Source organism: Kovacikia sp. CALU 1929 (assembly GCF_056784235.1).
This window is the reverse complement of the sequence record NZ_JBXBCF010000072.1, coordinates 76,271-92,288: the sequence shown is the minus strand read 5'-3', so window position 1 is coordinate 92,288 and position 16,018 is coordinate 76,271. Positions and strand designations below refer to the sequence as shown.

Genomic DNA, 16,018 nt, shown 5'->3' with positions numbered 1-16,018 from the left:
CAGGAGAACAACCATGTCTGACAAAATCGCTCAATCCCATGACACCAGCGTTGAACTGTCCGAGCAAGATTTAGATGAAGTTGCCGGTGGGGTTGCGCTTTCCCTCGCAGGTGCCAGCGGTGTCGCTTTCGGTAACAACTTTGCTGCTACCGTGAACACCACCGAAACTCAAGCGATTTCAGTACCTGGGTTCAACCTCGCCGCTGGTCAAGCCACCTCTGCTTCCATTGCTGGTTAATTTTCCACTTCTCTCCAATGGATGCTTCAAAGTCACCCTTGCCGTTGCGGTAAGGGTTTGACTTTTAGGGAGTGCTTTAAAAGCCCAACTCCGGGTAACATTGGCGACTGTAAGACGCGACCACCATACAGGCAAAACCTGCCCGTAGCCTGCGGCAACAGCCTAGCCTATAGCATGGCTGCGCTTAGAACTTGGCGTAAACTTACCCACTGTTCCTGGCACCTGGAAACCTGAAACCCTGGTTGACTGACAAGTCTTGGTGGTGCCGGGATATCCATCAGGAAATCAATTTCTTGGCTTATCGCTCAAGTACTCTCAAGAGTACTGGGCAAGTACTTCAGTCCATTTGAATGGACTTCTAGTGTTAGCCCTGAATTTAAATTTAGTGGGTGAACTTAACTTTTCTGAACTCCTCTTAGCTTCCCCTAGCATTGCCATCAATCCAACTCCTGGATTTACCTCAGCTTTTCTAGATTGTGAGCCGTTTGAATCTTACCTATAGTAGGGACAACCAATCAATCCAGTGGGATTCAAGCTCTCCCCAGTCCACCATCTACTGGTCAACTCGCCCCTCATACCTATTCTCTGGAGGTTTCTATGCTACCGCTCTTAGCGTTCTTTGGAATGTACAGCCTGATCCATATTTTCTTTCTCAACTCGCTCTTTGATTACAATCGATAACTCGGTAACGTTACAACTGGTTATGCATCAATTTTGAAAACCCTCACCGTTCTGGTGGGGGTTTAACGTTTGAATAGGGTTTGGATAGGGTTTCAAAATAGCACCTCAACTTTCCTGAACTCTTCTGAACTCCCCTCATGTTTTCAAAGCATTTAAGCGAATTGAACTCCTGGATTTACCTCAGCTTTCCTAGATTGTGGTTAGCCTGAACCCTGCCTATAGTAGGGATAACAAATGAATCAAGCGGTTCACAACCCAACCGATTCACCCTCGATTAAACACAACAGGAGAACAACCATGTCTGACAAAATCGCTCAATCCCATGACACCAGCATCGAACTGTCCGAGCAAGATTTAGAAGCGGTCGCTGGTGGAGTTGCATTTTCCCTCGCAGGTGCCAATGGAGTGGCTTTCGGTAACAACTTTGCCGCTACGGTGAACAACACCGAAACTCAAGCGATTTCAGTACCTGGGTTCAACCTCGCCGCTGGTCAAGCTACCTCTGCTTCCATCGCTGGTTAATTTTCCCTTCTCACTTGAACACATCACTACTTACTCTCAATTCATTCTTACCAGGAGAACAACCATGTCTGACAAAATCGCTCAATCCCATGACACCAGCGTCGAACTGTCCGAGCAAGATTTAGAAGCGGTCGCTGGTGGAGTTTCATTTTCCCTCGCAGGTGCCAGCGGTGTTGCTTTCGGTAACAACTTTGCTGCTACCGTGAACAACACCGAAACTCAAGCGATTTCAGTACCTGGGTTCAACCTCGCCGCTGGTCAAGCCACCTCTGCTTCCATCGCTGGCTAAATTTTTCCTTCTCACTTGAACACATCACTACTGACTCTCAATTCATTCTTATCAGGAGAACAACCATGTCTGACAAAATCGCTCAATCCCATGACACCAGCGTTGAACTGTCCGAGCAAGATTTAGATGAAGTTGCCGGTGGGGTTGCGCTTTCCCTCGCAGGTGCCAGCGGTGTCGCTTTCGGTAACAACTTTGCTGCTACGGTGAACAACACCGAAACTCAAGCGATTTCAGTACCTGGGTTTAACCTCGCCGCTGGTCAAGCCACCTCTGCTTCCATCGCTGGCTAGAACTCGCTTAAGAAATCGGGTTTCTGTTGTGGAAGCGCCAGAAAGGAACCCGATTTCTGAAATTAGATGACCGAACTCAAAAAAATGCTCAATCTCATTACACAACCACGGGAGAACAATCATGTCTGATAAACTCGTTCAATCTCAAGAAAGTGGCATTGAACTTTCTGAGCAGGATTTGGAAGCAGTCGCCGGTGGCGTCGCTGGTGTCAGTGTTGATATTGGTACGATCGCTCAAGGGAGTGAATTAGCGTTCACGAATACTCAGGCATTTACAGGTGCTTTCTCCAATGGGATTGCATCCGTGGGTGCGGGTGTTGGTGCAGGGGTGGCAGTTAGCGTCAATAAGCCATCTTTACCCAGTTTTTAGCGATCGCTAATCTGCTGGAGGCTCTTCCGGGTTGGTGGTTAAATGTATCTCACGATCCAAAACTAATCGCTTCGGAATCCTGCAATCGCTGATTTTACTCTTTTATCAGCTCGCGACCTATCCGCATCAAGCGCTACTACCTGAGGGTGGTAGCGCTTGCGTTATATAGCTATCATCTGGTTGCTTAGTACATTGGGGGTTGAAGGGGGTGCGGGGGCGCTGCCCCCAGCCAGGGGTTTCACCGCTGCACCCCGTCCTAAATCAGGTGGCTATGATTATAACTACCGTTACGGCGTTGCTGATTTTGGGTATGAATTGAGAGTTGTATGAATTGAAGCTTGGTTCCTGCTATTTAGCACCACCACCGTTACGAAAGAGCTTTTAGGGATCATGGATGGTAACTTCATCAGCCACTGCTTTACATCCCTGGATTCTCCCATCCGTTCGGTGGGATTGTTATTGGAGCGTCAGATGCGATCGCCAATCGAGTCGCCTGAATTAGCCCATCCCCTGCTTCTGAAGCCAATTCCTCTAAAGTCAAATGGGTCAAAGCCAATACCACCAGTGCCGCCTGAGGAAGATGGTTCAGCTCACTTCTGTACATTCCATCAAAGCGCTCTAAATTGCTTGCTGCTGCCTGCACAAGTGCCCCCAATACCTCAAAGGCACCGTCTGATAGGGGTGGCTGACCTCGATAGTTTTGTAGCCGTCCACCTTGCCGATAATTTGGAAACGATTCCAATCCGACAAACCGCAAAAACCAGTCAGCTTGATAGCGCCCTGTGGCAGCCACAATCCCTCGGTAGTCAGCAATGAGTTCATCCAACAGGTTATTGCGCATGGAGCCAACCGTGCGATAGGTCAAGTAATGAGTACACTCATGCTCCAGGCGGATTGTCAGGGATAGACGTTGCCATTCTGCCTCCTCCAATCCCATCTCAGAAGCAGGCACGGCACTATAGGGACCACCGCTCAAAATAATGAATCGATCTTGATAGAGGGCTTTTTGAGGGATCAAACGCTGGAATTCGGTAGCCCAATCAGCATCAGAGCAATTCGTTGGGTTGGCAATTTCCCACTGGTGGCGATGCTGGCGAATCCGATCCCAATTATTGAATCCAGAAACGATACAAGATCCCATCGAATCAGGCACAGGCTGGGGTTCGTTTCGTCTAGCAAAAGCCTGCACCAGGGCAACAAAATCCATCCGATCTTTGGCAAGCAAGACGGGAATTGCCCCAGCCAGACTGTGATGAATCCATAGCTCCAATTGGTCTGGCTGTTGCAAGACCAACCCCGTTGCTTCGGGTACCGTGTCAGTTAAGTCGCCTTTGCGCGTGACTGCGCGATACGCTTCCGTTTGGCTAATTCCTGCTTGAATTGGAAATTGCAACTGTCCGAGTCGCGGCTGCAACGCCTGAAAGGTGCCAATTTGTTGGGCGATCGCAGCATACTGCATCCATGTAGCGACGTGCAGTTCAGGCTCCAAAGGGAAATTTAGAGGCAGATTCAGACAACGTTGATCAAAGACATTTTCATTGTAGGCAAGCAGTTCCTCTACCTGTGCGGTGTTGGCACCATAGGCTGTCAGTACCCTTGCTCTCAGTTTCTGTCTATGTGGGCGAAGCATATACCGGGTGTCAGGTGCCAATTAACGACCAGACCACCTTAATTTAGACAATACGGACGGAGATGATTGAGGTTTTTTGTCTGGCTCAAGCACTTGATTTGCAACTTTTTGTAATTCTTGAGTGAGTAGATGATCCGGGTGCCGCAGGCAGAAAATATCGCTACTCGCCAGCTTCATCATCTCATCGCAGTTAGGTAAAATCCCTGCAACAGGCGAATTGTAAGTCTTTTCAACGAGTTGCCGCACCTCATCAAAATTTAAACTTTGTAATGCCCGGTTAACCAACAGCAGCATTTTAGGAACCTTTAATTTCCGAGCTAACTCTACCGTGACAGCAGTGCCCTGGAAATCCTGGCGATCGGGACGAAGAATGATGATCAGGGTGTTAGAAATTGTAATCGAAAGCAGGGTTTCTTCGTTGATGCCGGGATGGGTGTCAATAAATAGATAGTCTAAGTTGAGACTACGAATAAGCTGCCGAAACCCATCATTCAGCAGACGCACGTTATAGCCATCTTTCAAGATCCGCGCAATTTCGCCCGGTTTAACACTGGAAGGAATCAGGAAAATATTGCCATTGGCTTTGGTCACTGGGTCAGGTGTGACGTTATAAGCACAGTCTTCAATCTTGCAACGCCCCCACAAATAATCATTCAGCGTGAGTTTAATCTTTTCTACATTCAGCCCAAAAAGAATATGAATTCCTGGGGATTGAATATCCGTATCAACGATACCAACCCGTTTTCCCATACTGGCAATGATGGTTGCCAGGTTAGCAGTTGTGTTTGATTTTCCAGTCCCGCCCCGAAAGGAGTGAATAGATACAATTTGGGACATGACACACCTCTACCTATAAAAGAATGATGGAGTTTCGCTAATCAACCAATTCACATGTTCCATCCTGGACGATCGCCATCAATGAGTATTGAACAAGGGATCTTCAGGAGAAACCTGCTTTACCTGTATCATTTTTGACCTAATTTTTTCGCAATACTGGGCCCACAACACTTGTTTATTGAAATTACTATAAGCAACATCAGCAGTAATTACCATATAGGGATCTTAAGTAAAATTCAGGTTTAAACCTCATCTAAGTTGAGAACTGGAGATTTTTCTAAGGAAAACCTACAAATTTCTAAGTTGGCGAGGTTTATGCTTTGAATTTAGCCGTTCAGATCCCCGACCTCTTGAATCAGTCGGGGATTTTGCGTTGTGAAGACGCATCGCAAGGATTAGCCAGCTACCCCCTATGGAAATGTATGGGTAGAAGCGTTCTTCAGCAAAAGCAAAGACTTTTCAACCATCTGCTTATGCCCTTTAACTGAGTTTTTCTGAACTCTCCTGAGTTCTCCTCGATTTTTCCAACTAATTCAAAATAGCTAAACTCCTGGATTTATCTCACAACTTCTAGATTGTGAGCGAACTACATCCTACCTATAGTAGGGACATCAAAGGAATCAAGCAGTAGCCAACCCGTAGTTATAACATTTGGATTTTCGATTTTTGATTCGCCAAATAGCTGCCCAGCCGCTGCCGTTCACGTAAGAAATAACCAATCTTGAGAATTAGAAGCTCCGACTAGGAGGCAAAGATGGAAGTTCAAGTTGCCTGGAAAAAATTACTGACACATCTCGCCATTTGGCTGGTAATTGAGTTTATTATGACCCTGACCGGGCTAAACGATCTGTCAAACTATAGCGAGTTTGTTCTTCAACAGAACACAGTTGAATTCCGGAGAGTATAAACCAGATTGGACAATTTTGGTTTAAGAAAGTATAAATGCTTGGTTGGGAGTCGGAAGTCAGGAGGCAGGAGGCAGGAGACACAATTACAAACCCCTTGTGGGTTCTAACTCTTAGCTGTTTTAGGCAGGATATGCCGTCTGTGCGTGAGAAGCGCGACTAGCCAACCTCTTTTGAAAACCCCTCAATTTTCCTAAACTTTTCTATATTTACAATTGTTTTGGAGATTCCTATAGTACTGGGTACAACCAATACAATTCAGTTGAGAACTCTAGCGCTTTCGCTGTAACCATTTGTAAAGATTGATGATTCATAGCTAAGCAACGCTTGGTCAGTGTCAGTTAGCAAGGACAAAAGCGTTAAAATTCGTTCCACTCACAGATTAAATCAGGAGAATTCTATGTCAGCCGATAGCCAGGAAGATAGACAAGGGTACGAGGACAGCGGGTCAGCAGAGATAGAGCGATCCACCGAAACGGAGATATCGGACGAAACCCTGGAAGCGGTGGCAGGCGGAGTTGCCGCAAAAGCACAATCGGAGAATCCCCCGATTGATAAAGATTCGTGGGATTCCCCGATTGATGAAGATTGAGTTGCAGCGGATTCTGACGGAAATTGTTTCATCGATTAAACAATCTTTGTCCGCTCGTTAAAGTTTGTTTGCGTTTGATGACCCTGTTTGCTTAACGAACGGCGAAGATGACACAACATCTCGCATGGTGTTTTCCTGAATCTCAGCTAAACAGACAGCGTTATCTCGATGGTCCATTTGCAGCAACTAAACATCCTCGTGTCGTTAGTAAGCATAAGGTGTTATGGGTTATGACAGAAGTTCTACTTAAAGAATTAAGTAATAGCGACATTAACTGGATGATCGCTACTGGAAAGCGCGAGGAAATTGCAGCAGGCGAGGTTCTGCTTGATCACAGTCAAGCGGCTAACAACCTGTACCTCGTTCTAGAAGGGGCGTTGACCATTGCTGTCCCCCAGGCTGAAAGCGACCCCTTAGCGGTTGCGTTTTCAGCTTTAGAAGGGCGAGAAACCACCGAACGAGAGATTGCTCGATTATCCAGCGGTGAACTGGTTGGCGAAGAATGCTTTCTGGATGCTCGTGCCCCTTTTACGATTGTCCGGGCACTGGAAGATTCGCTCGTATTATCCATTCCTCAACAACAGATCGCGGCAAAACTACAGCAAGATATCAGTTTTGCGGCTCATTTATATCGGGCGATCGCCATTCTCCTATCGAATCGGTTGCGGTCTGTGGTCAACCAGCTTGGCTACAGCCGATTTGCTCAAAGCGCTCAAATTAGAGAAGTCCTATTTGTATTTGGTGAGTTAAGCGACAGCGATATCGATTGGATCGTTGCTGAAGGGCAACGGGAAGAAGTCCCGGCGGGCAGAATTCTGATCCACAAAGGCAGACCCGTTGACGGACTGTATATTCTGCTGAACGGAACCATGACCGTCTCGATCTCTGATGAGGAGAACAACCCCTTAGCGATCGTGTTTGCATCGCTAGAAGATGATAGTGACTCCAGCCGCGAAATTGCTAGATTGCTGCGGGGCGATATTGCAGGAGAAATGCCCTTTGTAGACGATCGCCCACCGGAAACCACCATTAAAGCCCACGAAGACTCACTGGTGTTAATGGTTCCCAAGCAACAACTCGTGGTCAAACTGCATCAAGACGAGGTGTTTGCAGCTCACTTTTATCGAGTCATTTCAATTTTGCTGTTAAACCGATTGCGAGACATCAGCAGCCGTCTGGGATATGGCAGACGCATCTATGACGAAGGGCGGCCCTTGGACGACGGCATCGACTACGAAGAAGAGTTAGACTTCAACGTTTTAGATCACGTTTCACTGGCTGGAGCCAGATTTGACTGGCTGCTGAAACGCCTGAATGTTAAGGGCGCTTAAAGGTTTGAGGCGGGTGAATGGAAACTTCCAGTCATTCACATTCATTTATAACGAGTTTAAGGTAATGGCAGATGTTAGACCAAAAACGAAATCTATTTAGGAAAGAATCTTTAGAGCGTTTATCTTCTCCTGAACAGTTAGACCAACTAATGCAAGTGGTTGGTCCCAAATCCTGGTTGCCCTTAGCCGCTTTGGGTGGATTAACGTTTGTCGCGATCGTCTGGAGCATTGTTGGACGAATTCCAATAACGGTAACGGGGCAAGGGGTATTGGTTCGTCCCCAAAAGGTCGTGGCAGTACAAACACCGGGTTCTGGGCAGATATTGACGATCAACGTTCAACCAGGGGCATCGATCAAAAAGGGGGAGGTGATTGCCACGCTTGATCCCGATCCCGATCTCAAAAAGCAACTCCAGCAGGAATTCAATAAACTCTCAGAACTCCAGCAACAGAACGAACAGGCCAGCTTTCTTCAGCAGCAGCGGTTGGACCGGGAAGGAAAGACGACCGTTCAGCAGCGCCAAACGCTTTTAAGCAGTTTACAGAATTCTCAGATTCAAACTCCCATCTTGAGAGACAAGGAACTGGAATCACTGCGAGCCGATCGGCAAAACTTACAGCAACGGGTACAGGCACTTCAAACGTTACTGCCCGTGCTTCAGGAGCGATTAAAAAGGCGGCAGCAAATCTTTGCCGAGGGAGCCATTCCCAACGAATTGGTTTTGCAGGCGCAACAGGAATACCTCAACAACCAGGCAGTTCTTGCCGATGCTGAGTCCCAATTGAAGCGGATGGACTCGAGAGAAGCGGATGCTGAACGACGCTATTTAGACAATTTGACCAGTATTTCTGGGTTGGAAGCTCAGTTGCGGGCATTAGACAGCCAGGAAACGAGTTTGGCTCAACAATCTCTGGAATCTACCAATACCCGGCAGAACCAGATTCAAGAAGTCAAGCGCAATATTGCCCGCCTGGAAGTGGAGCTACAAGAAAAAAGTAAGATTCGGAGTGGGTATAACGGCAGAGTTGAAGAAATTGCCGCCAAACCAGGGCAGGTGATCGCGGCTGGCAGTAGTATTGCGACCTTAAATGTGGCAACCCCATCCGATAAGTTAGTCAGCGTTACCTATTTTACGGTTCAAGATGGCAAGCGAATTAAGCCTGGAATGCCGGTTCAAGTGACCCCCAGTATCGTGAAGCGTGAGCGATTTGGCGGGGTTATTGGAGCGGTCACCAGTGTTTCATCCCTGCCTGCAACCCCTCAAGCCGCATCGGTTTTGATTGGCAATGAGGAAATGGTGAAAAGTTTGATGTCGGGCGATCGCAACATTGAAGTGTTTGCTCAACTGGAGGAAGACCCCGCTACCCACAGTGGCTACAAATGGTCTTCCTCGAAGGGACCGGAGCAGAAAATTTCGGCTGCCACAACCACGACGGTGCGGGTCAAAGTGGGCGAGCAAGCTCCGATCAGTTACGTCATTCCCCTATTCAAGTCAATGACGGATAGTTAACTCATTCCTTATTAAGATCGCCCGCTCCTTTTAGGAGATCAATCAGTCCTATGGCAAGCATTTTGGGTTTAAAACTGTTTGAGCAAAGCACCCCTGGCAGGGTCAAAACTCCAACTCTGCTGCAAATGGAGGCGGTCGAATGTGGTGCCGCTGCTTTGGGGATTATTTTGGGATACTACGGTCGGATTGTGCCGCTGCCAGAACTGCGTCAAGAGTGCGGTGTCTCCAGGGACGGGAGTAAGGCTTCCAACGTTGTGAAAGCCGCAAGACGTTACGGTTTACAGGCAAAGGGTTTGCAAAAACCGCTGGATACGCTGAACGATTTGCGCCCGCCCTACATTGTGTTTTGGAATTTCAATCACTTTCTGGTCGTGGAAGGCTTTAGCCCAGACCGGGTTTATCTGAATGATCCGGCAACGGGACCGCGATCGGTTTCTCTCCAGGAATTTGATCAGGCTTACACGGGCGTTGTCCTGGTCATGGAACCGGGTCCCGATTTTACCAAAGGTGGACGCAAACCCAATGTCATCGAAAGTCTGAGCCGCCGCCTGACCGGAGTGCAAGGTGCCCTTTTGTACAGCCTTTTAGCGGGACTGTTGCTCACCATTCCCCGGTTGGCAATTCCGGCTTTCACCCAGGTTTTTGTCGATGAAATTCTGGTGCAGGGAAGACAGGAGTGGTTGCGGTTGTTGGTGATCGGCATGTTGCTGACCGTCGTGTTGATCGGGCTTTTAGCACGCCTGCGGCTATACTATTTGCGTCGATTAATGCTAAAGCTTTCGGTTGGCATGTCGAGTCAATTTCTCTGGCATACCCTGCGATTACCTGTTGGATTCTATGCCCAGCGGTTTGCTGGAGAGATCAGCAGCCGCTTAGAAATGAACGATAAAGTCGCCAATATTCTGTCCGGTCGGCTGGCAACAACGGTCATTGATGGTGTCATGATTATCTTCTATGCCATCCTCATGTTTTTCTATGACTGGGTGTTGACGCTGATTGGCTTCTTTTTTGCTGCGATTAATTTCCTGGCATTACAGTTGGTTTCGCGTTCTCGCGTCGATGCCAACATGCGTCTGGCACAGGAGTATGGCAAAGTGTCTGGGGTGGCGATCGGTGGTATCCAAACGATGGAAACCGTTAAGGCATCCGGCTTAGAGTCAGATTTGTTCGCCAAATTTGCGGGCTATTATGCAAAGGCAGTCAATTCGCAACAGCAACTGGCACTGCAAAACCAGATTCTCGCCGTATTGCCGACTCTGCTGGGCACGTTAACGACTGCATCGATTCTGGTGGTCGGCGGGTTTCGGGTGATGAATGGCAACCTGACGATTGGGATGCTAATTGCCTTCCAACTTCTGATGGGAAGCTTCCTTGCACCCGTCAATAGTCTTGTCAACTTTGGCAGTACACTCCAGGAATTGGAAGGCGATCTCAGCCGCCTGGATGATGTCCTCCAAAACCCGGTGGATTCAGAAGCGGATCGCAAAGGCACGGACTATCGAGTGGATATGAACTCGTTCCGGTTGCAGGGGTATGTCGAGTTAAGAAATATCACATTTGGCTACAGCCGCCTGGATGGACCATTAATTGAAAATTTCAGCCTCACGGTTAGACCGGGAGAACGGGTGGCGCTGGTTGGTGGCAGTGGGTCGGGTAAGTCTACCCTGGCTAAGCTGGTGTGCGGATTGTATGAACCCTGGGAAGGTGAGGTTCTGTTTGACGGTAAGCCGCGATCGCAGATTCCCCGTTCGGTGCTTGCCAATTCGGTAGCCATGGTGGAGCAAGATATCTTTTTATTTGCTGGCACCGTTGCCGAAAACCTGACCCTCTGGGATGACACCGTTCCTCGCAATGATGTCATGCAAGCTTGCAAAGATGCAGCAATCAACGACTTAGTGCTGCTGATGCCTGGAGGATATGATGCAGAACTGATCGAATCGGGGGGGAATATCAGCGGTGGACAACGGCAACGGTTAGAGATTGCCCGCGCGTTGGTCAAAAATCCCTCGACCCTGGTTCTAGATGAAGCGACCAGTGCCCTGGATGCTGAAACAGAACTGATCATTGACCAGAATCTCCGCAGGCGGGGGTGTTCCTGTATTGTCGTTGCCCATCGTCTGAGCACCATCCGGGATTGTGATGAAATCATCGTTTTGGAACGAGGCAAGGTGGTTCAGAGGGGCACCCATGAAGAGTTAAGCCAGCAGGGAGGAAGCTACGCTCGTTTGATCCACTCTGAAGGCGGCGCGCTCCAGGAGAAAACCTATGCTTAAGCAACTGGACGATAAAGATTTGCAGCCCCAGCGATTCATCATTAAGAGTAATCAGCCTGTATTGCTCGATGACCCCGATGCATTTTGGCTGGTTCGCTCTGGCTCAATGTCGCTGTTTACCGTTGCCCTCGCCCAGGGCATTCCGAGTGGTGCCCGTCACTATCTGTTCAGCGTCACTGCCGCAGAAGCCTTGTTTGGATTTGGGATCGATTCAGATAGCGAGCAAAGCCGGGGAATTCTGGCAGTGGCGACGGAGGAAACCGAATTACTCAAATTTTCCCTCTGGCACCTGGGAGATGAAACCGTCAATACCCACTTTCCAGCCGTCAACTTACTGGAAAGCTGGATCCAGCATTTAAATGAAGCACTGAAGCCAGTTGCACCCACCTCTCTCAGTGTCCAGGCGATTGGTCGAAAATTCCTTTCTCTGACTCCAGGGCAAATCTTTCAACCCTTGAAAGGAACCGTTGCCTGGGTTCAGGTGCAACAGGGCAATGCCCACTGGATGGGATTTGAAGAATTTCCCTTAACGTCTACCTCTGCGGTCATGCCGTTAGGCAGTGGGATGTGGCTGCGGGCGGCTGACACGATCGAAATTGCCCTTCAGGAGACCCGTGAACTGGAGGATTTAGAGAGATTGGCGGACGGTTTAGAGCAGTTGCATCACTATTTCCGCCATTGTCTCTCTCGGATTGAACAACAGCAAACCGCCGCCGCTTTTCAACGGTTTCAAGAACGAGAACATCTGAATCAACAGGTAACAAAATCAACCCTGGGTGAACTGGCTTCGGTGCTGGAGCCGAAAGGGGTTGCCCCGCTGCCCGTCGAAGGAACAGACCTGCTAGTTGCGGCGGGGGCGATTGGCAGAGCCTTGGATGTCATAATTCAGCCACCGGCTCGCTCGGAAGAACTGAACCGGGTCAAAGATCCGCTGGAGGCGATCGCCCGTGCCTCCCGGTTACGGATGCGGCGGGTTCTCCTGTCAGGGCGCTGGTGGCAACAGGATAATGGACCCTTAATCGCTTACACCCTGCGAGATCACAATCCAGTCGCTTTACTGCCCGCTGCGTCTGGTCGGTATGAGTTGTTTGACCCGGTGACTCGCCAGCGGACTTTAATTAGTGAGGCGATCGCGACGACCCTGTCACCAGAGGCGTTCATGTTCTACCGTCCTCTGGGGGATAAGGTAAAGCGCCCACTCGATCTGCTGCTGTTTAGCTTAAAGGGGCATCAGACCGACATCATCTTGCTGATTGTCACCGGGTTGGCAGCCACCCTGCTGGGCATGGTGATTCCCCAGGCAACAGCGATTTTGATTGATAGTGCCATTCCAGACAGCGATCGCGGCTTATTGTGGCAAATTGGGCTGGCTTTGTTTGCCGTGGCGATCGGTCAATCTGCCTTTGAAATGGCACGCGGAGTCGTCAGTCTGCGAGTAGAAACCGCTGCCGATGCCACCCTCCAACCGGCCGTCTGGGACAATCTGCTGAATCTAAAACCCTCCTTCTTCCGGCAGTACTCATCCGGGGATATTCAATCCCGTGTTCTAGCCGTGGGCAAAATTCGGCGGCAGGTGAGCGGTGCCACCCTCCGCACTGTCTTTAGTAGCGTATTTGCACTGCTCAATTTGGGCTTGATGTTCGTATACAGTTGGCAGTTGGCGATCGTTGCTTGCATTCTGGCTTTTATCACCGTGTTTGTCACCGTCTCTTCCAGCATCCTGAATCTACGTCAAGTTCGTCCCTTACAGCAGATAGATGGATTGCTGCTCGGTCTAACTGTCCAATTGATGAATGGAGTCGCCAAACTTCGAGTGGCAGCGGCTGAGGAACGTGCCTTTGCCCACTGGGGGAAGAAGTATAGCCAGCAGAAGAAATTGCAAGCCAAATCCCAGCGAATTGATGACAGTGTGGCGGTGTTCAATGAAGTGCTGCCCACAGTCAGTGCAGTGCTCTTATTTTGGTTTGCGATTCTTTTTATTCAGCAATCCCAGGGGCGACCAGGGCTGGGACTGAGTGCGGGCAGCTTCCTCGCGTTTAATGCTGCGTTTGGCATTTTTATTCAAGGGGCAAGAGATCTCAGCAACACCCTGATCAGCACCCTGAACATCATTCCCCTCTGGGAGCGGGCACAAACGATTGTGAAAGCTGAGCCAGAGGTAGACTCCAGTAAGACCGATCCGGGTCGGCTCACAGGTCGGTTGGCGTTAGAGCATGTCACCTTCCGCTATCGCGAAGATGGACCTCTAATTTTAGATGATGTCAGCATCCATGCTGAGCCTGGGGAGTTTGTTGCAGTCGTGGGTCCTTCCGGTAGCGGCAAATCCACCGTGTTTCGGCTGTTGCTCGGATTTGAAACCCCCGCCTCTGGCACCGTATACTACGACGGTCAAGATTTAGCCGGGTTAGATGTGAATGCAGTCCGGCGGCAACTGGGGGTTGTTCTGCAAAATGGCAGGATTAGTACCGGCTCTCTGTTTGAGATCATTACAGGGGGAGCGCTGGTGACGATGGATGAAGCCTGGGAAGCCGCTAACAACTCTGGATTCGCGGACGACATCAAGCAAATGCCTATGGGAATGCACACCGTCATCAGTGAAGGAGCGACTAACCTCTCTGGTGGACAACGCCAACGACTGTTGATTGCTCGCGCTCTGGTATTAAAACCGAAAGTCATCTTAATGGATGAGGCAACCAGTGCTTTAGACAATAATACGCAAGCCGTGATCACCGAAAGCCTATCCAAAATGAACGCAACTCGAATTGTGATTGCCCACCGACTGAGCACGATTCGAGATGCCGATCGCATTTACGTCGTTGAATCGGGGCGAGTCAAGCAGGTTGGTAATTTTGATGAACTTGTACAGCAAGAAGGCGGGCTATTTGCTCGACTGGCAGCACGGCAGTTGGAGTAATCCTAAATGGATCGTCAGTAAACTTTTTATTGATTAAAAAGGGTGTTCATAGCTTATGGATTTATTCACAATCGGATTATGCCTAGTTTGTTTCCTCATCCTTATGTTCTTCTGGCTACCGGATGTCTTAAGAGGCTGAATGCCAGATTTAGATCCCAGACTGCTGCGAAGAAATCAGGGATTTACAAACCAGATCTTAAATGATTTCTAAACTTGTTCTTTTCTCCGTGACTTACCCCGTGCCTTCCCAAGTGTCCAAAAATTTTGCATCTCAATGGAGCCAACCATGCTGAAACCTCTTCGCTCAGCCTTGAACAACTTTAAGTTAGGTCAAAAATTGACCACTCTCTTACTTCTAGTCTTTGCAGCGGGAGTGGTCATGAGTGGGATTGCGTTGTCTCATATCCTCAATAACAGCGCTCAAAATGAGGTCAGTTCAAAAGCACTGATGCTAATGTCCACAATGATTTCAGTGCGCGATTACACCAGTACTCAAATTCAACCAGAATTAGCGGATCAGTTGGAAACAGAGTTCTTGCCTCAAACGGTACCATCCTACTCAGCGCGGGAAGTCTTTGAAAAGCTGCGTTCAAGTGATGGAGGTTACAAAGAGTTTTTCTATAAGGAAGCCACTCTGAATCCGACGAACTTGAGAGATAAAGCGGATTCGTTTGAAGCCCCCATTGTTGAACGGTTCCGCCAGGACTCCAATCTCAAAGAATTGCGAGGCTTTCGTGAATCTCCTGGTGGCAAACTCTTTTACATTGCTCGTCCACTCCCGATTTCTAAGGAGAGTTGCCTGAAGTGCCATAGCACCCCGGAGGCTGCGCCTAAGAGCATGATTGATCGCTATGGCGCAACGAATGGATTTGGCTGGAAACTGAATGAAATCATAGGCGCACAAATTATTTCCGTTCCCGCCACTACCGTTCTTCAAAATGCTCAAAAATCCACACTATTGCTGATGGGAGTTTTCTCACTGATTTTTGCCGCCACGATCCTGGCAGTCAATTTCTGGCTGAAGCGTTACGTTGTGCGTCCCCTCAATCGCATGGCGAGGGTTGCAGAGGCGGTCAGCATGGGCGATACCGAAGCAGAGTTTGAGCGCACCTCCAATGATGAAGTGGGTAGTCTGGCAGAAACCTTTTCGCGCATGAAGATGAGTTTGACCATGGCAATGCAACGGTTGGAACAGTACCGCAGCGGTCGTCGCAGTACCGATAGTAGCCGTCGCAGTATCGATCGCCCCCCCAATTCCCAGGATCAGATCTAATGCCGAAGGGAGGAGATAATGGGATTGCTCCTCGCTCCATAATTAGTTGGTGGAATGCGATCGCGCTTAAATAGAAACTAAATTGAAGAACATCCATTCGTTTCCCTGGATCTTCTCGATTGGCACCTATATTGATTTTTCAGTTCAGCAATCAGCCTGAACGGCAGCAAACCCCACTCAGGAGCTAACTGTGTTCAATCAACGCAAAGTGTCAAAAACCTCTACCGCGAATAGTTCTCATTCAGAGCAACCCAAACCAGACTCTAAATTAACAGCAGTAGGGGATACGGACACGGAGACGATTGAACTGTCTGATGAATTCCTTGAAAGCGTAGCGGGTGGATTGACAATCCCGCGAACAG

13 protein-coding genes are annotated in these 16,018 nt (G+C 48.9%); 11 read left to right on the top strand and 2 right to left on the bottom strand.

Going from position 1 to position 16,018, the window contains the following annotated elements; all coding sequences use genetic code 11:
* The 5 genes from AC1S52_RS17795 to AC1S52_RS17775 form a co-directional block, all read left to right on the top strand.
* A partial coding sequence (locus AC1S52_RS17795; RefSeq protein WP_482030384.1) for a hypothetical protein occupies positions 1-238 on the top strand: 238 nt, incomplete at its 5' end.
* A gap of 978 nt (positions 239-1,216) precedes the next feature.
* Positions 1,217-1,441 carry a hypothetical protein gene (locus tag AC1S52_RS17790; protein ID WP_482030383.1) on the top strand — a complete coding sequence of 75 codons (225 nt, stop codon included), beginning with the start codon at positions 1,217-1,219 and terminating at the stop codon, positions 1,439-1,441.
* A 64-nt stretch (positions 1,442-1,505) separates the two neighbouring features.
* Positions 1,506-1,730 (top strand): hypothetical protein, encoded by a 225-nt coding sequence (locus AC1S52_RS17785; RefSeq protein WP_482030382.1) that lies wholly within the window; start codon positions 1,506-1,508, stop codon positions 1,728-1,730.
* A 65-nt stretch (positions 1,731-1,795) separates the two neighbouring features.
* Positions 1,796-2,020, top strand: a complete 225-nt coding sequence (locus AC1S52_RS17780) for a hypothetical protein (protein ID WP_482030381.1) — start codon at positions 1,796-1,798, stop codon at positions 2,018-2,020.
* A gap of 121 nt (positions 2,021-2,141) precedes the next feature.
* On the top strand, positions 2,142-2,390 hold the full coding sequence (locus tag AC1S52_RS17775) for a hypothetical protein (RefSeq protein WP_482030380.1): 249 nt from the start codon (positions 2,142-2,144) through the stop codon (positions 2,388-2,390).
* Between the two features lie 418 nt (positions 2,391-2,808).
* Here the strand turns inward: AC1S52_RS17775 and AC1S52_RS17770 are convergent, their stop codons facing one another.
* Together AC1S52_RS17770 and AC1S52_RS17765 are read right to left on the bottom strand one after the other, a co-directional pair.
* The gene (locus AC1S52_RS17770; protein ID WP_482030379.1) at positions 2,809-4,020 is read right to left on the bottom strand and encodes a DUF7005 family protein; all 1,212 of its coding nucleotides are present in this window, start codon (positions 4,018-4,020) and stop codon (positions 2,809-2,811) included.
* A gap of 21 nt (positions 4,021-4,041) precedes the next feature.
* On the bottom strand, positions 4,042-4,857 hold the full coding sequence (locus AC1S52_RS17765) for a MinD/ParA family ATP-binding protein (protein ID WP_482030378.1): 816 nt from the start codon (positions 4,855-4,857) through the stop codon (positions 4,042-4,044).
* Positions 4,858-6,162: 1,305 nt separating this feature from the next.
* Here AC1S52_RS17765 and AC1S52_RS17760 point away from each other — a divergent pair.
* The 6 genes from AC1S52_RS17760 to AC1S52_RS17735 all read left to right on the top strand — a co-directional run bounded on the left by AC1S52_RS17760 (position 6,163) and on the right by AC1S52_RS17735 (position 15,656).
* A complete protein-coding gene (locus tag AC1S52_RS17760; protein WP_482030377.1) occupies positions 6,163-6,354 on the top strand; it encodes a hypothetical protein in 192 nt (63 codons plus the stop codon).
* Between the two features lie 230 nt (positions 6,355-6,584).
* Positions 6,585-7,685, top strand: coding sequence for a cyclic nucleotide-binding domain-containing protein (locus tag AC1S52_RS17755; protein WP_482030376.1), 1,101 nt, complete (start codon positions 6,585-6,587; stop codon positions 7,683-7,685).
* Between the two features lie 71 nt (positions 7,686-7,756).
* A complete protein-coding gene (locus tag AC1S52_RS17750; RefSeq protein WP_482030375.1) occupies positions 7,757-9,196 on the top strand; it encodes an NHLP bacteriocin system secretion protein in 1,440 nt (479 codons plus the stop codon).
* Between the two features lie 50 nt (positions 9,197-9,246).
* A complete protein-coding gene (locus tag AC1S52_RS17745) occupies positions 9,247-11,469 on the top strand; it encodes an NHLP family bacteriocin export ABC transporter peptidase/permease/ATPase subunit (RefSeq protein ID WP_482030374.1) in 2,223 nt (740 codons plus the stop codon).
* Positions 11,462-14,383 carry an NHLP bacteriocin export ABC transporter permease/ATPase subunit gene (locus tag AC1S52_RS17740; RefSeq protein WP_482030373.1) on the top strand — a complete coding sequence of 974 codons (2,922 nt, stop codon included), beginning with the start codon at positions 11,462-11,464 and terminating at the stop codon, positions 14,381-14,383. The genes AC1S52_RS17745 and AC1S52_RS17740 overlap by 8 nt, the downstream gene beginning before the upstream one ends.
* Positions 14,384-14,669: 286 nt before the next feature.
* The gene (locus AC1S52_RS17735; protein ID WP_482030372.1) at positions 14,670-15,656 is read left to right on the top strand and encodes a Tll0287-like domain-containing protein; all 987 of its coding nucleotides are present in this window, start codon (positions 14,670-14,672) and stop codon (positions 15,654-15,656) included.
* Positions 15,657-16,018 lie beyond the last annotated feature (362 nt).